Here is a 16,786-nt window from a genome sequence, read left to right on the forward strand (position 1 = left end):
CGTCACCATAATAGGCGCCTTCGCCAACCCGTTCGGAGTCTCCATGGAGAAGAAATACGACGTTTACGCCATCGGCAACGCCCTGGTGGATACCGAAATCGAGGTCAGCGACGACTTCCTCGCCCGCATGGACCTGGGCAAGGGCCTGATGACCCTGGTCGACGAGGCCCGCCAGCGCGAGCTGCTGGCCGCCCTGGCCGGCGAGGCCGAGCCGCACAACCACACTTGCGGCGGTTCCGCCTGCAACACCGTGGTGGCCACCCGCTACTTTGGCGGCCGGGGTTACTACGCCTGCAAGGTGGCCGATGACGACACCGGCACCTTCTTCGTGGACGCCCTGCGCGCCGCCGGCGTCGACACCAATATGGGCGGCCAGCGCGAGGCCGGCACCTCCGGCAAATGCCTGGTGATGATCACTCCGGACGCGGAACGGACCATGAACAGCTTTCTGGGCATCTCGCAGACGGTGAGCGAGGCCGAGCTGGACGAAGACGCCATCGCCGCCTCCCGCTACGTGTACCTGGAAGGCTATCTGGTCAGCTCCGACAGCGGTCGCGCCGCCGCCGTGCGCCTGCGCGAACTGGCGGAGCAATATGGCGTGCGCACCTCGCTGACGTTTTCCGACCCGGCCATGGTGCAATTGTTCCGCGACGGGCTGGTGGAAATGCTGGGCACCGGCGTGGACCTGCTGTTCTGCAACGAGGCGGAAGCCCTGGGCTTCACCGGCACCGACTCGCCGGAGGCGGCCCTGGAGGCCCTCAAACCGATCTGCAACGGCCTGGCCATGACGCTGGGCGCCCGGGGCGCGCTGCTGTGGGACGGCGAAACCACTCACCATGTGGAAGCGGAGCCGGTGAAACCGATCGACACCAACGGCGCCGGCGACATGTTCGCGGGGGCCTTTCTCTATGCGCTCACCCAGGGGCACGATTTTCCCACCGCCGGCCGCCTGGCCAGCGCCGCCTGCGCGCGCCTGATTCGCGAATTCGGCCCGCGCCTGCCGGCGGAAGCGCACCTGGAAATCCGCCGCCGGGTGCTCGGCCAATGAGCGGGCAGCACGCGGTGTGCGCCGTGGAGGACGTGCCCCACGAAAGCGCCCGGGAGTTTCAGGTGGGCGATCAGTCGGTGGTGGTGGTGCGCTTCGACGGTCAGTTTCACGCCTACCTGAACTGGTGCCCGCACCTGGGCATCGAGCTCAATTTCATGCCCGACCAGTTCATGGACGACGACGGTCGCTTCCTGGTGTGCGCCAACCACGGCGCCCTGTTCGAACCGGAGAACGGCCATTGCCTGTCCGGGCCCTGCAGCGGCGAGGCGCTCACCGCGGTGCCGCTGGAAGTGCGCGACGACACCGTCTGGGTGGGCCCGGTGGGAGCGCCGGCGTGAATCAGGGCGGCGCCGGGCATCATCCGTTCGACGATCTGACGCCGGACGTGATTCTGGATGCGGTGGACGGCGCCGGCTTTCTCACCGACGGGCGCCTGCTGGCGCTCAACAGTTTCGAGAACCGGGTCTATCAGGTGGGGCTGGAAGAGGCCGACCCGGTGGTGACCAAGTTCTACCGGCCGGCCCGCTGGAGCGACGCGCAGATTCTGGAGGAGCACGCCTTCAGCCGGTTTCTGCGCGACCAGGACCTGCCGGTGGTGGCGCCGCTGGCCAACGCCGCCGGCGACACCCTGTTCGTGCACGCCGGCTTCCGCTTCGCGGTGTTCCCGCGCCAGGGCGGCCATGCTCCGGAACTGGACAACGACGATCATCTCCGTCTGCTCGGGCGCACCCTGGCGCGCTGGCACGCCGCCGGCAACGACCGCCCATTTCAGGCACGTCCGGTGCTGGACATCGTCGGCGACAGCCGCGCCGCGGCGGACTACGTCAACGGCGGCGTGGTGGACCCCAACTTCGCCGGCCGCTACCGGGATCTCAGCGCCGCCCTGCTGGAAGCGATGACGGAACGGCTGCGCGACCAGAGCTGGGTCGCCATCAACGTGCACGGCGACTGCCACACCGGCAATATTCTGTGGCGCGACGACAAGCCGCACTTCGTGGATCTGGACGACAGCCTGCGCGGGCCGGCCATGCAGGACCTGTGGATGCTGCTCTCCGGCGACCATCTGGAAAACCAGCAGCAACTGCGGGTGCTGGCCGAGGGCTACGAAACCTTTCTGCCGTTTCCCTGGGCCCAGCGCCGCCTGATCGAACCGTTGCGCACCCGGCGCATCCTGCGCCACAGCGCCTGGCTGGCCGAGCGCTGGGACGACCCGGCCTTCCCGCCGGCGTTCCCCTGGTTCGAGTCACCGCGCTATTGGCAGGACCATCTCAACGATCTGGAACAGCAGCTGGCCGCGCTGACCCGGGAGGATCGCGGCTGAGACGATCAGTCCAGCGTCACCGGCACCGGGACGTCCAGTTCGAAACCGTCCGGCGCCAGCCGGGTGCGCCAGGCCAGCACTTCCACCCCGGCCGCCGCCGCCTCGCGCAGCAACTGTCCGTAGCGGGCATCGATATGATCCGCGGGGCCGGCCTGGCGGGCACCGCTGTGCTGCACGCAGAAGAACAGCACCGCCCGACCGCCGCCGCGCACCACCGCCATCAGCGAGCGCAGGTGTTTCTGACCCCGCTCGGTGACCGAATCGGGAAAACGGATTTCGCCGTGGTCCGGGTCGTCCGGCCCCGGGCCCAGGGTCACGTTCTTCACTTCGATATAGGTGTGCGGCGCGGTGCGCGCGCCCAGCGCCAGGTCGAAGCGGCTGTCACCGAATACCACCTCCCGCTCGACCCCGTCGCCGGGATCCAGTTCCGGTACCCGTCCCGCCAGCACCGCTTCCGCCACCAGCGCATTGGTGCGGCCGGTGTTGACCCCGGCCCAGTGGCCGTGGGCCACCTGCACCGCCTCCAGGGTGTGACGGTACTTGCGCTTGGGGTTGCCGCTGTCGGAAATCAGCGCCGGCTGCTCCACCCCGGGCAACACGCAATACTTCATGGAGCCGGTGTTGGGGCAGTGCACGGTGATCTCCTCACCGTCCGGCAGCCGCACGTCGGCCAGGAAACGTTTGTAGCGGCGCAACAGCGTAACCGCCCGCAGAGGCGGCTCGAACTTCACCGGCGCTCCAGGTAATCGGCGATGCGGCGCAGCGCCTCGCGCAGGCGGGCCTCGTCGCAGGTGTACGCCAGCCGCAGATAGCGCTCCGGCTGATGGCTGGCGCCGAAGTCCAGCCCCGGCGTCAGGGCCACCCCGGCCTTTTCCAGCAGATCCTGGCAAAAGGCGAAGCTGTCATCGGTATGGGCGCTGACGTCCAGATACAGGTAAAAGGCGCCCTCGGCGCCACCGACCACCGGCAAGCCCAGGGCCGGCAACGATTCCGTCAGCAGGGTGCGGCGCCGCTCCAGCATTTGCCGGCGCTGTTCGGCGATCAGCAGGGTTTCCTCGTCGAACGCCGCCAGCGCCGCGTGCTGGGCCACCGTGGCCGGCGCCAGAAACCAGTTCTGGGCCAGCCGCTCGATGGCCGGTACCAGCGCCCGGGGCGCCACCAGCCAGCCCAACCGCCAGCCGGTCATGCCGAAATACTTGCTGAAGCTGTTGATCACCACCGCCTCGTCGCCGTGGCGCAGCACCGTGTCCGCCGGCGCGTCGTAGCACAGGCCCTGGTAGATCTCGTCCACCACCAGGGTGCCCCGACGGCCCGCGCACCAGCGCGCCATCTCCGCCAGCTCGGCGCCGTCCAGGCGATTGCCGGTGGGATTGTCCGGGCTGGCCACCATCGCCAGCCGGGTGCGCTCGCCCCACTGGGCGGCCAGCCGTTCGCCGCTGAGGCGGAACTGTTCCGCCGGGTCCAGCGTCAGCGGCCGGGGCACGCCGCCGGCCAGGGTCACGAACTGACGGTTGCAGGGGTAACCGGGGTCACAGAGCAGCGCTTCGTCACCGGGATTGAGCAGGGCCGCCATCACCAGCTGCAGCGCCCCGGACGCGCCCGGGGTCACCACCACCTGTTCGGCGGTCACCGGCGCGCCCAGGCGGCGGCGATAATCCAGAGCGATGGCCTCGCGCAGGGCCGGCAGCCCCGCCGCCGGGGTGTAGCGTGTATCACCGCGTTCCAGAGCGGCTCCGGCGGCGGCCATGATCGGCGCCGGACAGGGGAAATCCGGCTCGCCCACCTCCAGGTGAAGGATGTCCCTGCCCTGCGCCTGCAGGGCCTGGGCGCGCTCCAGCAGCGCCATGACATGGAAAGGGGGCGTCTCCCGGGCCAGCTCGGACAGCGGCGCGCCGCCGCCGGCGTCCTCGGGGCGAGTATCGTCTGACCGGCCCTCGCCGGGCGCGGTGGAATGGGTGCCAGTCAAGAAAAACCTCTTTTTCCGCGGGGAAAGCTTTGCTATACCTTCGTCGCTTCGGCCTTGCGCGGGGCTGGTGGTTCCGCGCGGCTCGGCTATAATCGCCGCGCCTCGCGCCAGCGCCGGTCCGCCCGTCAGGGCACCGGCGGCAATGGTGACAAGGGTCGCACTAAAACGGTAAGGTCGAAGCTTACACTATCGTCCGTCCCGAGGCGGCACTCGCCGGGCGCCCCGCCAGGCCGGCCCTCATTCGGGGAAGCCCAGGATAGCGAGTTGCGACTATGTTAAGGGAGTTGATCAAAATGGCCACCGGAAGCAAAAGCAAAAGCAAAAAAAGCACGGCCAGTAAAAAGAGCGCGGCGAAAAGCACTGCATCCAAAAGCACCGTGGCCAAAAGCGGCACCGCCAAGAAGGCAGCCGCAAAAAAAAGCGCGGTAAAGACCCCGGCCCGGACGAAGAGCGCCAGCAAAGCCTCGGCAAAGACCGCATCGGTAAAGAAAGCGCCGGCGAAGAAAGCCGCGTCCAAGAAAGCGGCCGCCAAGAAGGCTGTCGCCAGGAAAGCGGCGCCGAAAAAAGCCGCCTCAAAGGCCGCTCCCAAAAAGGCAGCCCCGAAGAAGGCCACCGCGAAAAAGGTCGCGGCCAAAAAAGCCGCCGCCAGCAAAACCGCTCCCGCCCGCAAGACCGCCGCCCGGAAAGCCACCGCCGGCAAGACCCCGGTGAAGAAAGCGCCGACCAAACCAGCGACGGCGAAGAAAGCCGCGGCCAGCAAAGCCAAGCCGGCGAAGGCCTCCGCGACGAAGACCACCGCGACAAAAGCCACCGCGAAGAGAAGCGCAGCGTCCAAACCGGCGGCCCCCCGCAAGGCGGCGCCGAAGACCACCGCCAGCAAAGCCACGGCCGGAAAAGCCGCGGTGAAAAGCAAGCCCGCCGCCAAGGCCGGCCCGAAGAACACCCGACCGGCGGCCAAGAGCGCGCCGGCAAAATCGATTCCGGCCGCGGCCCCCAAGAAGGCCGCGACCCGACCCGCCGCCCCGGCGGCCCGGACTCCCGAACCTCAGCGTCCCACCCGGGCCGCCAGGACGGCGTCAGGAAGCCTCTCCCGGGCTTCAACCCGTTCTCCATCTTCCAATCAGGTGACATCCAAGGTGAACAAATCCCCCTCCACCGCCAGCAAGGCGGAAACGCTCATTCATGGTTTTATGCCGTACGTGCCCAAGGACGGCGAGGAGTACATGAACGAAGCCCAGCGCGCGCACTTCCGTCAGATTCTTCTGGCCTGGCGCCAGGAACTGATGGAGGAAGCCGACCGCACCATGCACCACCTCCAGGATGAGGTGGCGAACCTGCCCGATCCCGCCGACCGGGCCACCCAGGAAGAGGAATTCGCCCTGGAGCTGCGCACCCGTGATCGGGAGCGCAAGCTGCTCAAGAAGATCGAGAAGGCCCTGGATAAGATCGACAAGGACGACTACGGCTTCTGCGAAGCCTGCGGCGTGGAAATCGGTATCCGCCGTCTCGAGGCCCGTCCCACCGCCGAGCTGTGCATCGACTGCAAGGAGCTGGCGGAAATCAAGGAAAAACAACTGGCGGGGTGAGCCGCCGTTACGTCGGGCGGTTCGCGCCCACGCCGTCGGGGCCGCTGCATTTCGGCTCCCTGGTCACGGCCCTGGCCAGTTGGCTGGACGCCCGCCATCACGGCGGGCGCTGGCTGCTGCGGGTGGACGACCTGGATCCGCCCCGCCAGCAGCCCGGCGCCGTGGACACCATCCTTCATCAACTGGACCGCTTCGGCCTGCACTGGGACGACACACCGCTGTATCAAAGCCGCCGTGGTCCGGCCTATGCCGATGCGGTGGGGCGATTGCTGGCCGCCGGCCTCGCTTTCCACTGCACCCTGTCCCGCAAGCAGCTTCAGGCCCTGGACAATATCCATCCCGGCCCGGCCGTGGCGCAACCGCCCGGCCCCGACCGGGCGGTGCGCCTGACCGTGCCGGACGGCCAGGTCTGTTTCGAGGACCGCATCCAGGGCCGGGTGTGCGCCGATCTGGCCCGGGAAGGCGGGCCGTTCGTGATCCGGCGCCGGGACGGCCTGTTCGCCTATCAGCTGGCCTGCGCGCTGGATGATGCGGACCAGGGCATCACCGATGTGGTACGCGGCAGCGACCTGCTGGCCTCGACGCTGCGGCAACGGCGTGTGCTGCAGTGCCTGGGGGCGCCGGCGCCCGACTACGCCCATTTGCCGGTGATCATGGATCCGGCCGGTGGCAAGATGAGCAAGTCCGCCGGCGCCGCGGCGCTGGACACGGCCCGCCCGTCCGGCGCCCTGTTCGCCGCGCTGAGCTGCGTCGGCCTGCGTCCGGAGAAGGATCTGGCCGGCGCCGGGGTCGACGAGCAATTGGCCTGGGCCCGCGCCCATTGGCGCCCGGAGCAGCTGCCGCGAGGTCGGCGCCAGCCGCCCCCCGCGTTTTTGCGACCGGCGCGGGATTGATATGCTGGTCACCAGGGAGCCGCCATGTACACCGACCGCCTGCTGATTATCTTTATTCTCGGCACCTACCTGCTTTCCCCGGCGCTGATCGACTGGTGGAGCGAGGGTGGGCGTGCCTGGTATCGCCCTTATCTGGTCTGGCTGGGACTGATCGCCCTCAGCTATTGGATCGCCAGGAGCCGGGACGTCGATGGCCTATAGCGTTAGCGAACTGATCCTGATCGCCGGCGGCTACCTGCTGTTCCTGTTCCTGGTCGCCTGGATCACCGAAAAGGGCCGGATTCCGGCACGGCTGGTGCGCCATCCGGCGGTGTTCGTGTTCTCCCTGGGGGTCTATGCCAGCGCCTGGGCGATCTACGGCTCGGTGGGCTACGCCCACGACTACGGCTACAACTTCCTGGCCTATTTCCTGGGCATCTCCGGGGTGTTCCTGCTGGCGCCGATTCTACTGGCGCCGATCCTGCGGCTGACCACCACCTATCAGCTCGGCTCCCTGGCGGACCTGTTCGCGTTCCGCTACCGCAGCCGTCTGGCCGGCGCCCTGACCACCCTGATGATGGTGGTGGGGATGCTGCCGCTGCTGTCCATGCAGATCAAAGCGGTGGCGGAGTCGATCCAGATTCTCACCGGCGAGCCGGATCCGGCCTGGGTGGCGCTGTGGTTCTGTTTGCTGATCACCCTGTTCGCGATCCTGTTCGGCGCCCGCCATGCCACCGCCCGGGAACGCCACGAAGGTCTGGTGGTAGCGATCGCCACGGAATCCCTGATCAAGCTGGTGGCGTTCGTGGCGGTGGCGCTGATCGGCCTGTTCGGCGTGTTCGACGGGCCCGGCGGGCTGGGCCAGTGGCTGGACGCCCACCCGGAAATGCTGGCGCGCCTTTACGGCCCGCTGCAGAACGGCAGCTGGCACAGCCTGATCATGGCCTTCTTCGTGTCCGCCGTGGTGATGCCGCACATGTTCCATATGGCCTTCACCGAAAACCTGAACCCCCGCGCCCTGGTCTCGGCCAGTTGGGGCCTGCCGCTGCTGTTCCTGGTGATGGCGCTGTGCGTGCCGGTGATTCTGTGGGCGGCCCTGGCCAGCAACGCGCCCACCTCGCCGGACTATTTCACCCTGGGCGTGGGGCTGGCCAATGGCGGCGGCGCCGTGCTCGGCTATCTGGCCGGGCTGGCCGGGGCCAGTGGTATGCTGATCGTCGCCACCCTGGCGCTGTCGGGAATGAGCCTCAATCACCTGGTACTGCCCGCCAGCCCGCTCAGTTCCGCCCAGGATCTGTACCGCAACCTGCTGTGGACCCGGCGGGTGCTGATCGCCGCCATCCTGGCCCTGGCCTACGGCTTCTACCGGCTGGCCGGGCCGGGGCACAGCGCCGTGGAACTGGGCGTGCTGTCGTTCGTGGCGGCGTTGCAGTTCGTGCCCGGGCTGATCGGCACCCTGTTCTGGCCGTCGGGCAACCGCAACGGCCTGTTCGCCGGCATCGCGGTGGGCTTCGCGGTCTGGCTGCTGGCGCTGCTGATTCCGATCACCTTTCCCCAGTGGCAGGCCTCCGCCCTGCTGGAATGGATCGGCCTGCACGAACGCCAGGGCATGGCGCATTGGAACCAGGCGGCGATCGCCTCCCTGAGCCTGAACGGGCTGATCTATGCCATCGTGTCGATCATCACGCCCACCTCCCGCGCCGAGCGCACCGCCGCCGAAGCCTGCGCGGTGGACAGCCTGCGCCGGCCCTACCGCTGGGACCTGGGCGCGCGCAGCGTGGACGAGTTCGTGGCCGCCCTGAGCGGCCCCCTGGGCCCGGTGACCGCCGGCCGCGAGGTGGACATGGCCCTGCGCGACCTGCGTCTGGGCCGGGAGGAAACCCGCCCCTATGCGCTGCGCCGGCTGCGCGACCAGCTGGAGACCAACCTGTCCGGCCTGCTCGGCCCCTCGGTGGCCCACCAGCTGATGGACGACAACCTGCCCTACCGGCCCCAGGAGGGCGAGTCCGAGGACATCCGCTTTATCGAAACCCGCCTGGAGCAGTACCGCGACAAGCTGTCCGGGCTGGCGGCGGAGCTGGACAGCCTGCGGCGCTTCCACCGGCAGACGCTGCTGGAACTGCCCATGGGGGTGATTTCCCTGGGCGCCGACGGTGAGATCATCGGCTGGAACCGGGCCGCCGAGGCGCTCACCGGCATCGACGCCGAGGACACCATCGGCTCGCGCCTTGGCCATCTGCCCACGCCCTGGGGCGAACTGCTGGCGGAATTCAGCCACGGGGTCACCGAGCACGATCCGCAGCGGCATGTGGAAGTGGACGGCCAGCCCCGCTGGCTGAGCCTGCACCGCTCACTGATCCACAGCCCGGGCCCCACCGAGCAGGCCGGCGGCCAGGTGCTGGTGATCGAGGACATCACCGATCTGCGGCAAATGGAATCCCATCTGGCCCACAACGAACGGCTGGCGTCCATCGGCCGGCTGGCCGCCGGCGTGGCCCACGAAATCGGCAACCCGGTGACCGCCATCGCCTGCCTGGCACAGAATCTGGACGGTCATTGCGACGAGGACGAGCAGCGCCAGGGCGCCCGCCAGATCGTGGAGCAGACCCGGCGCATCACCCGCATCGTCGAGTCGCTGGTGACGTTCAGCCACTCCGGCGGCGTGCGCGACACCATCCAGGGCCCGGTCAACCTGTCCGCCACCGTGGCCGAGGCCATCGCCCTGCTGCTGCTCGACCCGGACCATCGGCAGCAGCGTTTTGATAACCTGTGTCCGGCGGACCAGGAAGTGACCGGCGACCCGCAGCGGCTGTTGCAGGTGTTCGTCAACCTGCTCGGCAACGCCGCCGACGCCAGCCGGGACGATCTGCCCATCGTGGTGCGCAGCGAGCGCCACGATCAGCGCCTGCGCATCACCGTGGAAGATCAGGGCCACGGGGTGCCGGCGGAATTGCGCGATGCGCTGTTCGAACCGTTCGTGACCAGCAAACCCCCCGGCCGTGGCACGGGGCTGGGTCTGGCACTGGTTTACAGTATCATCGAGGACCATCGCGGCACGGTGCGGGTGGAAAGCCCCATCGACGACGGCCGGGGCACCCGCTTCGTGATCGAGCTGCCCGCCTTCGCCAACGACCGGCCGCCCGCGGAATAAAAAAGAAGGAACGGCACCATGAGCCATATCCTGATCGTCGAGGATGAACCCGTTATCCGGGGCGCCCTGCGCAAGCTGCTGGAGCGCCACGATCATTCGGTGACGGAAGCGGAATCCGTGGAACAGGCCCGGGAGAAGGGTTTGAGCCAGTGCGACCTGATCATCAGCGATCTGCGCCTGCCCGGCGAGCCCGGCACCGCGCTGATCGAGCAGGCCCGGCCGGTGCCGGTGCTGATCATGACCAGTTACGCCAGCCTGCGCTCGGCGGTGGACGCCATGCGCCAGGGGGCGGTGGACTACATTCCCAAACCCTTCGACCACGATGAAATGCTGCTGGCGGTGGAGCGGGTGCTCAAGGAGGGCCGCATCAGCCGCGGCAATCAGGTGCTGCGCCGGGATCTGGAGCGGACCTACCCGGTGCGGTCGATGATCGGCGAGTGCGACGCCATGCGCGAGCTCAAGCACCGCATCAGCCGGGTGGGCCCCACCCACACGCCGGTGTTGATTCTGGGCGAGGCCGGCACCGGCAAGGAGCTCACCGCCCGCGCCCTGCACGAGCACAGCGAACGGGCCGGCGCGCCGCTGGTCACGGTGCACTGCGCGGCGCTGCCCAAGGCCCTGCAGCTGCAGGAGCTGTTCGGCGACGAGGCCCACGCCGGCCGCATCGAGGAAGCGGACGGCGGCACCCTGTTTCTGGACGAGGTGGGAGAACTGACCCCGGAAGCGCAGAGCCGGCTGCTGACCCTGCTTGAACAGGGCGAGATCCACCGCCAGGAATCCCTGGCGACGCGGCGGGTGGACGTGCGCGTGATCGCCAGCAGCCAGACCGAACTGCCGGCCCGGGTCAGCGACGGGCGCTTCCGCGACGACCTGTACTACCGTCTCAATGTGATGGAGCTGGAACTGCCGCCGCTGCGCGAACGGGACGAGGACGTGGAGGAACTGGCCCGGGCGCTGCTGGCCCGCAGCTGCGAGAAGATGCACCGTGGCGAGCTTTACTTCACCGAGGAGGCGCTCTCCGCCATGCGCCGCTATGCCTGGCCGGGCAACGTGCGGGAACTGGAAAACGTGATCGAGCGCGCGGTCATTCTCACCGAGGAAGACGGCATCGGCCCGGCCCAGCTGGGGCTGAACCCGAACCGCACGCCCCAGCGCCAGAGCCGCGCCAGCCTGGATCCGTCCGAGGATCTGTCCCTGGAGGACTACTTCACCCGCTTCGTGATGGAAAACCAGGACAACATGACCGAGACGGAGCTGGCCCAGAAGCTTGGCATCAGCCGCAAGAGCCTCTGGGAACGCCGCCAGCGCCTGGGCATCCAGCGCCCCAAACGCGGCGCCCGCCGCTAGCCGGCCCACCCCGCCGGCCGGGCGTCGCCCCGGCCGGTTTTACAATTCTTCCGACCTTTCCCGTCGCTCTTTCGCCCTCCGGTCCGGCGCCGGCCAACATTTTTTTGCCGTTTTCGCGCTTGCTTCCCGCCGGTCGAGGACAGTCCGCGGCGCGACCCCCACGAAGTGTTACCTTACTACCCAGCGCGGTAACACGTGCGTTACCGAGGCCGCCCACCTTCACGTGCCTATTTTTCAAAATTTCTGTAAGTTGTTGATTTTTAAGGGATCAACAAGCTGTTGCAATGAAAAATCCATCCATGCACTATGAATCCCACGCCACATAACGAAAACAACAACGGCGGCGAGGCTCAGAATAAGAACAAGAAAAGAAGAAGAATAAAGCTTGAGCCGAACAAACATGCCGTAGCGGAAATTGGTTACGGCGCAAGGCAGAAAACAAAACAAAAAATAACAACAACAGAATCAGCGCATAGGGGACCACGACCAAGGTTGTGGTCCCTTTTTACTTTTCGGGCCTGGTGGACCAGAGCGGAAGTGTACCCCACTCCCCCGTCCTTTCTCCATATCGGATGACCGATGACGGCGAAAAAGTGCTACCATGCCGCCTTTCATCTCGTCAGGACGTTTTTTGCTCAATGGCATCCAGATTCGTAGAGCGTTCAGCGGCATTCTTTCCGCTCCTGTGGACTCTCATTTCAAGACCCTTCATCTCCCTCTGGACCCGACTCCTGCGCAAAGGTTCCTTTGACATGCCCCGGCTTCCCGAAGCAAGGGTGATCCCCCGCGACCAGCACCCGATCTCCCGCAAGGACATCTCCCGCGCCGCCCTGAATGTGCTCTACGGACTGCACAAGGCCGGGTTCGAGGCATATCTGGTCGGCGGCTGCCTGCGCGACCTGCTGTGCGGGCGCCAGCCCAAGGACTTCGACGTGGTCACCGACGCCACGCCGGACGAGGTGCACCGCCTGTTCAAGCGCAGCCGCATCATCGGCCGCCGCTTCCAGATCGTGCACGTGCGCTTCGGCCGCGAGGTCATCGAGGTGTCCACCTTCCGGGCCTTCCAGCGGGACGATCTGGACGACGACCAGCACCTGGCCCATGAGGAAACCGGGCTGGTGTTGCGCGACAACGCCTGGGGCAGCATCGAGGAAGACGCCCTGCGCCGGGATTTCACCGTCAACGCCCTTTACTACAACATCGCCGACTTCGCCCTGTACGACTTCGTGCAGAGCCGGCGCGACATCGAGCGCGGCGTGCTGCGCCTGATCGGCGACCCGGAGCAACGCTACCGGGAAGACCCGGTGCGCATGCTGCGCGCCGCCCGTTTCGCCGCCAAGCTGGGGTTCGAGCCGGACCGGGCCACCGCCGAGCCGATTCCGCGTCTGGCGGAACTGCTGCTGCAGGTACCGCCGGCCCGCTTGTTCGATGAGGTGCTCAAGCTGTTTCTCAGCGGTCACGCCCGCGCCTCCTACAACGAGCTCCGCGACCTGGGCCTGTTCCCCTTCCTGTTCCCGGAAACCGACCGGTGCCTGCGCGGCGACCAGGGCGACATGTGGGACGACCTGATTCTGGCGGCCATGGACAACACCGACGCGCGCCTGGCCGAGGACAAGCCGGTGACCCCGGCCTTTATCTTCGCCGTGCTGCTGTGGCCGGTGGTGGTGGCGCGCCTGGACAAGCACCGCGCCGACGGCGTGCCGCCGGCGCCGGCCCTGCACAAGGCGGCCAGCTGGGCGCTGGACCAGCAGATCCGCCACACCGCCGTGCCGCGCCGCTTCTCCACCGTGATGCGCGAAATGTGGGATCTTCAGCAGCGGCTGCCGCGCCGGGGCGGCAAACGCGCCGATACCCTGCTGCAGCATCCGCGCTTCCGCGCCGCCTACGATTTTCTGTTGCTGCGCGAGCAGGCCGGCGAGCTGCGTGCCGGGCTGGGCGCCTGGTGGACCCGCTACCAGCAGGTCGACGAGTCGGAACGCTACGCCATGACCCAGGCCCTGGGCCCCAACCAGGGCGGTGGGGGTGGCGGCAGCGGCGCCAATGGCGGCCGCCGCCGACGGCGCCGGCGCTCCGGGCGCTCCTCGTCCAACCAGGATTGAGCGCCGGGGGAGTGGTGGCATGGTGGTGATCGGCCTGGGCAGCAATCTCAACGACCCGGCGCATCAGGTGACGGCGGCGCTGGGCGCCCTGGCCGCCCTGCCGGAAACGCGCCTGATCGGCCATTCCGATCTGTACAGCACCGCCCCGGTGGGCCCCCAGGATCAGCCCGATTACGTCAACGCGGTGGCGCTGCTGGACACCACGCTGGACCCGCTGGCGCTGCTCGACGCCCTGCAGGCGCTGGAGCGGGCCGCCGGCCGCCGGCGCCTGCGCCACTGGGGCGAACGCACCCTGGATCTGGATATACTGCTGTGGGACCAGGCCAGCGTGCGCCTGCCGCGCCTGCGCATTCCGCACCCGGAAATGACGCACCGCGCCTTCGTGCTGCGGCCGCTGCTCGACCGGCTGCCGGACTGCCGCTTGCCGGACGGCACGCCCCTGGCGGACCATTGGCCGGCGGTGGCCGAACAGCCGCTGCACCGCCTGCACCGTCTGGAGGAGGACCGGTTTGCTGACTGAACGCATCAATGCGCTGCGCGCCAGCGGCGAGCTGCCCCGCTTTATCGCCGTGGAGGGCCCCATCGGCGTCGGCAAGACCACCCTGGCGCGGCGGCTGGCGGACACCTTCGGCTTCGACACCCTGCTGGAGCAGGCCGAGGACAACCCGTTCCTGACCCGCTTCTACCAGGACCCGGCCCGCTTTGCCCTGCAGACCGAGCTGTTCTTTCTGTTCCAGCGCGCCGACCAGCTCCGCCAGCTTCAGCAGCAGGACCTGTTCACCGGTCCCAAGGTGGCGGACTTCCTGGTCGACAAGAACCGTCTGTTCGCCGAGGTGAACCTGGACGAGGATGAGTTCGCCCTCTACGACAATGTGTTCCGGCACATGCTGCTGGACGCCCCGGCGCCGGACCTGGTGATCTATCTGCAGGCGCCCACCGGGGTGTTGCGCCAGCGGGTGCAGAAACGCGGCCACGACTTCGAGCAGCGCGTGGACCCGGGCTATCTGGGCCGTCTCAACGACGCCTACACCCGCTTCTTCCACTTCTACGACGCGGCGCCGCTGCTGATCGTCAATGCCGCCGAGATCGACCTGGTCAGCGGCGAGGCGGACTACCAGCAGCTGGTGGGCGAGTTGCTGGACATCCGCACGGGCCGCCACTATTTTAACCCCCGCCCGCTGGTGTAATACCCGATGCCAGTGTGAACCGGCCCAGGGAGCAGCCCATGCCCGTTACCATCCGCACCCTCAAGAAACGCAAGGACGACGGGGAAAAGTTCTCCGTCCTGACCGCCTACGACGCCACCTTTTCGCGCCTGATCAGCGAAGCCGGCGTGGACGCCATCCTGATCGGCGATTCCCTCGGCAATGTGATCCAGGGCCAGGACAGCACCGTGCCGGTGACCCTGGAGCAGATGGTCTACCACACCGAGTGCGTGGCCCGCGGTAATCAGGGCAGCCTGATCATCGCCGACGTGCCCTTCATGGGCGCCGCCACCCTGGAAAGCACCCTCGACGCGGCCACCGCGCTGATGCAGGCCGGCGCCAACGTGATCAAGCTGGAAGGCGGCGCCTGGCTGGCGGACGCCATCACCGTGCTCAAACGCAATGGCGTGCCGGTGTGCGCGCACATGGGCCTGACCCCGCAATCGGTGAACGCCTTCGGCGGCTACCGGGTGCAGGGCAAGGACGAGGCCGGCGCCCGGGAACTGCTGGACGCCGCCTATACCCTGGACCGGGCCGGCGCCGCCCTGTTCGTGCTGGAATGCGTGCCGCGCACCCTGAGCGCCGAGATCACCGCCGCCGTGGAAGCGCCGGTGATCGGCATCGGCGCCGCCCCGGAGTGCGACGGCCAGGTGCTGGTGATGCACGACATGCTGGGCCTGAATCCGCGGCCGGCCCGGTTCGTGAAGGATTTCATGGCGGAATCCGACGGTGGCGTCGCCGGCGCCTTCCGGGCCTATCATGAAGCGGTCAAAAGCGGCCGCTTTCCCGCCGACGAACACTGTTTCTGACCATGGACATCCTGCATAGCGTCGCCGAGGTGCGGGCGCGCGTGGCGCAATGGCGCCGCGACGGCCGCACCGTCGGCCTGGTGCCCACCATGGGCAATCTCCACGACGGCCACCTGAGCCTGGTACAGGCCGCTCGCCAGGAGTGCGACGCGGTGGTGGTGTCGGTGTTCGTCAACCCCACCCAGTTCGGCCCCGGCGAGGATTTCGACGCCTACCCGCGCACCCTGGACGCGGACGCCGACCGGCTCCGCGACGCCAACGTGGAGGTGCTGTTCGCCCCTTCGGTGGAAGAAATGTATCCGCTGGGCGCCAACCGCTCCTGGGTGGAGGTGGACGAGCTGGGCGATTATCTGTGCGGCGCCGACCGGCCCGGTCATTTCCGGGGCGTGACCACGGTGGTCAGCAAGCTGTTCCATATCGTCCAGCCGGACGTGGCGGTGTTCGGCGAGAAGGATTTTCAGCAGCTGGCGATTCTGCGCCGCATGACCGAGGAACTGCTGTTCCCGATCCGCATCGTCGGCGCCCCCACCGCCCGTGAGGCGGACGGCCTGGCGATGAGCTCGCGCAACGGCTATCTGACCGAGCAGGAACGGGCCCTTGCCCCGCGGCTGCAGCACCATCTGCGCCAGGCCCGCCAGGCGCTGGAAGACGGCGAACGGGACTTCCGGACGCTGGAAGTCAGGACCGCCGAGGCGCTCGGGAAGGACGGTTTCGGGGTGGACTATGTGACCGTGGCCAACGCCCGCACCCTGGTGCCGGCGGCCCCCGGGGACCGGGAGCTGGTGATCGCCGCCGCCGCCCGGCTCGGCAAGCCGAGATTGATCGACAATCTGACGCTGACGCTGCCCGCGTCCTGATAAGCTGCGTCGCAAAATGGCCCGAAACAGCCTGTTTCCCCTTTCTTGTATGTGACCGGGGGTTCATGCATACTGCCGGCCCCTCGCAGAGGCCGGCCCCAAGGGCCGATCCAGGGGTTGTTCAGAGAGGTACCCGACATGCAGTGCACCATGCTGAAAGCCAAGTTGCACCAGGCCCGCGTGACCCACGCGGAACTCGAGTATGAAGGCTCCTGCGCCATCGACGGCGAGTTGATGGACATGGCCGGCATTCTTGAGTATGAGCAAATCCAGATCTACAACCTGGATAACGGCGAGCGCTTCGAAACCTACGCCATTCGTGGCGAGGAGGGTTCCAAGATTATCTCCGTGAATGGCGCCGCCGCCCATAAAGCGCAGCCCGGCCACCGGGTGATCATTTGCGCCTATGCCAACTACTCCAGCTCCGAGCTGATCAATTACAAGCCGCGCCTGATCTACATGGGCGAAGGCAATGCCGTGAAAGGCACCAGCAACGCCATTCCGGTTCAGGTGGCCTGATCGCCA

17 protein-coding genes are annotated in these 16,786 nt (G+C 67.7%); 14 read left to right on the top strand and 3 right to left on the bottom strand.

All coding sequences use genetic code 11. From position 1 onward, the window contains the following. Nucleotides 1-43 precede the first annotated feature (43 nt). The 3 genes from IM760_RS05795 to IM760_RS05805 are packed head-to-tail and all read left to right on the top strand — an operon-like array spanning nucleotide 44 to nucleotide 2,369. Nucleotides 44-1,048, top strand: coding sequence for an adenosine kinase (locus IM760_RS05795; protein WP_204427596.1), 1,005 nt, complete (start codon nucleotides 44-46; stop codon nucleotides 1,046-1,048). Continuing rightward, nucleotides 1,045-1,386, top strand: a complete 342-nt coding sequence (locus IM760_RS05800) for a Rieske (2Fe-2S) protein (protein ID WP_204427597.1) — start codon at nucleotides 1,045-1,047, stop codon at nucleotides 1,384-1,386. The genes IM760_RS05795 and IM760_RS05800 overlap by 4 nt, the downstream gene beginning before the upstream one ends. Beyond that, nucleotides 1,383-2,369, top strand: a complete 987-nt coding sequence (locus IM760_RS05805; RefSeq protein WP_204427598.1) for a serine/threonine protein kinase — start codon at nucleotides 1,383-1,385, stop codon at nucleotides 2,367-2,369. Before IM760_RS05800 ends, IM760_RS05805 begins: the two co-directional genes overlap by 4 nt. A 5-nt stretch (nucleotides 2,370-2,374) precedes the next feature. Here the strand turns inward: IM760_RS05805 and sfsA are convergent, their stop codons facing one another. The 3 genes from sfsA to IM760_RS05820 form a co-directional block, all read right to left on the bottom strand. Continuing rightward, nucleotides 2,375-3,100, bottom strand: coding sequence for a DNA/RNA nuclease SfsA (gene sfsA, locus IM760_RS05810; protein ID WP_204427599.1), 726 nt, complete (start codon nucleotides 3,098-3,100; stop codon nucleotides 2,375-2,377). Continuing rightward, nucleotides 3,097-4,215: an aminotransferase class I/II-fold pyridoxal phosphate-dependent enzyme gene (locus tag IM760_RS05815; RefSeq protein ID WP_204427825.1), complete on the bottom strand. Its 1,119-nt coding sequence runs from the start codon at nucleotides 4,213-4,215 to the stop codon at nucleotides 3,097-3,099. The genes sfsA and IM760_RS05815 overlap by 4 nt, the downstream gene beginning before the upstream one ends. 301 nt (nucleotides 4,216-4,516) lie before the next feature. Then, nucleotides 4,517-5,332, bottom strand: coding sequence for a hypothetical protein (locus IM760_RS05820; protein WP_204427600.1), 816 nt, complete (start codon nucleotides 5,330-5,332; stop codon nucleotides 4,517-4,519). A 193-nt stretch (nucleotides 5,333-5,525) separates the two neighbouring features. On the opposite strand from IM760_RS05820, the gene dksA reads away from it, so the two are divergent. The 11 genes from dksA to panD all read left to right on the top strand — a co-directional run bounded on the left by dksA (nucleotide 5,526) and on the right by panD (nucleotide 16,780). After that, on the top strand, nucleotides 5,526-5,921 hold the full coding sequence (dksA, locus tag IM760_RS05825; protein ID WP_138770752.1) for an RNA polymerase-binding protein DksA: 396 nt from the start codon (nucleotides 5,526-5,528) through the stop codon (nucleotides 5,919-5,921). After that, nucleotides 5,918-6,814: a tRNA glutamyl-Q(34) synthetase GluQRS gene (gene gluQRS / locus IM760_RS05830; RefSeq protein ID WP_204427601.1), complete on the top strand. Its 897-nt coding sequence runs from the start codon at nucleotides 5,918-5,920 to the stop codon at nucleotides 6,812-6,814. Before dksA ends, gluQRS begins: the two co-directional genes overlap by 4 nt. Nucleotides 6,815-6,838: 24 nt before the next feature. Then, on the top strand, nucleotides 6,839-7,015 hold the full coding sequence (locus IM760_RS05835) for a hypothetical protein (protein ID WP_204427602.1): 177 nt from the start codon (nucleotides 6,839-6,841) through the stop codon (nucleotides 7,013-7,015). Next, nucleotides 7,005-9,944: a sensor histidine kinase gene (locus IM760_RS05840; RefSeq protein ID WP_204427603.1), complete on the top strand. Its 2,940-nt coding sequence runs from the start codon at nucleotides 7,005-7,007 to the stop codon at nucleotides 9,942-9,944. Before IM760_RS05835 ends, IM760_RS05840 begins: the two co-directional genes overlap by 11 nt. An 18-nt stretch (nucleotides 9,945-9,962) precedes the next feature. Next, a complete protein-coding gene (locus tag IM760_RS05845) occupies nucleotides 9,963-11,291 on the top strand; it encodes a sigma-54-dependent transcriptional regulator (RefSeq protein ID WP_204427604.1) in 1,329 nt (442 codons plus the stop codon). 752 nt (nucleotides 11,292-12,043) lie between these two features. After that, nucleotides 12,044-13,390: a polynucleotide adenylyltransferase PcnB gene (gene pcnB / locus IM760_RS05850; RefSeq protein ID WP_204427605.1), complete on the top strand. Its 1,347-nt coding sequence runs from the start codon at nucleotides 12,044-12,046 to the stop codon at nucleotides 13,388-13,390. A 19-nt stretch (nucleotides 13,391-13,409) separates the two neighbouring features. Then, entirely contained in the window at nucleotides 13,410-13,910 is a 501-nt protein-coding gene (gene folK / locus IM760_RS05855; RefSeq protein WP_204427606.1) for a 2-amino-4-hydroxy-6-hydroxymethyldihydropteridine diphosphokinase, read from the top strand. Then, nucleotides 13,900-14,577: a deoxynucleoside kinase gene (locus tag IM760_RS05860; protein ID WP_394373769.1), complete on the top strand. Its 678-nt coding sequence runs from the start codon at nucleotides 13,900-13,902 to the stop codon at nucleotides 14,575-14,577. The genes folK and IM760_RS05860 overlap by 11 nt, the downstream gene beginning before the upstream one ends. Nucleotides 14,578-14,615: 38 nt before the next feature. Continuing rightward, a complete protein-coding gene (gene panB / locus IM760_RS05865; protein ID WP_204427607.1) occupies nucleotides 14,616-15,404 on the top strand; it encodes a 3-methyl-2-oxobutanoate hydroxymethyltransferase in 789 nt (262 codons plus the stop codon). A 2-nt stretch (nucleotides 15,405-15,406) separates the two neighbouring features. Next, nucleotides 15,407-16,261, top strand: a complete 855-nt coding sequence (gene panC, locus IM760_RS05870) for a pantoate--beta-alanine ligase (protein WP_204427608.1) — start codon at nucleotides 15,407-15,409, stop codon at nucleotides 16,259-16,261. 138 nt (nucleotides 16,262-16,399) lie between these two features. Then, nucleotides 16,400-16,780 (top strand): aspartate 1-decarboxylase, encoded by a 381-nt coding sequence (panD, locus tag IM760_RS05875; protein WP_138770717.1) that lies wholly within the window; start codon nucleotides 16,400-16,402, stop codon nucleotides 16,778-16,780. The last annotated feature ends 6 nt before the right edge of the window (nucleotides 16,781-16,786 follow it).

The sequence above is a fragment of the Alloalcanivorax marinus genome, assembly GCF_016906305.1.
Classification (GTDB): domain Bacteria; phylum Pseudomonadota; class Gammaproteobacteria; order Pseudomonadales; family Alcanivoracaceae; genus Alloalcanivorax; species Alloalcanivorax marinus.

Excerpts from the sequence above, each read along its gene's own strand:
- IM760_RS05795 (WP_204427596.1), top strand. The coding sequence starts at position 44 with ATGGAGAAGAAATACGACGTTTACGCCATCGGCAACGCCCTGGTGGAT.
- IM760_RS05800 (WP_204427597.1), top strand. The coding sequence starts at position 1,045 with ATGAGCGGGCAGCACGCGGTGTGCGCCGTGGAGGACGTGCCCCACGAA.
- IM760_RS05815 (WP_204427825.1), bottom strand. The coding sequence starts at position 4,215 with ATGGCGCTGCTGGAGCGCGCCCAGGCCCTGCAGGCGCAGGGCAGGGAC.
- dksA (WP_138770752.1), top strand. The coding sequence starts at position 5,526 with ATGCCGTACGTGCCCAAGGACGGCGAGGAGTACATGAACGAAGCCCAG.
- IM760_RS05835 (WP_204427602.1), top strand. The coding sequence starts at position 6,839 with ATGTACACCGACCGCCTGCTGATTATCTTTATTCTCGGCACCTACCTG.
- IM760_RS05840 (WP_204427603.1), top strand. The coding sequence starts at position 7,005 with ATGGCCTATAGCGTTAGCGAACTGATCCTGATCGCCGGCGGCTACCTG.
- IM760_RS05845 (WP_204427604.1), top strand. The coding sequence starts at position 9,963 with ATGAGCCATATCCTGATCGTCGAGGATGAACCCGTTATCCGGGGCGCC.
- pcnB (WP_204427605.1), top strand. The coding sequence starts at position 12,044 with ATGCCCCGGCTTCCCGAAGCAAGGGTGATCCCCCGCGACCAGCACCCG.
- folK (WP_204427606.1), top strand. The coding sequence starts at position 13,410 with ATGGTGGTGATCGGCCTGGGCAGCAATCTCAACGACCCGGCGCATCAG.
- panB (WP_204427607.1), top strand. The coding sequence starts at position 14,616 with ATGCCCGTTACCATCCGCACCCTCAAGAAACGCAAGGACGACGGGGAA.
- panC (WP_204427608.1), top strand. The coding sequence starts at position 15,407 with ATGGACATCCTGCATAGCGTCGCCGAGGTGCGGGCGCGCGTGGCGCAA.
- panD (WP_138770717.1), top strand. The coding sequence starts at position 16,400 with ATGCAGTGCACCATGCTGAAAGCCAAGTTGCACCAGGCCCGCGTGACC.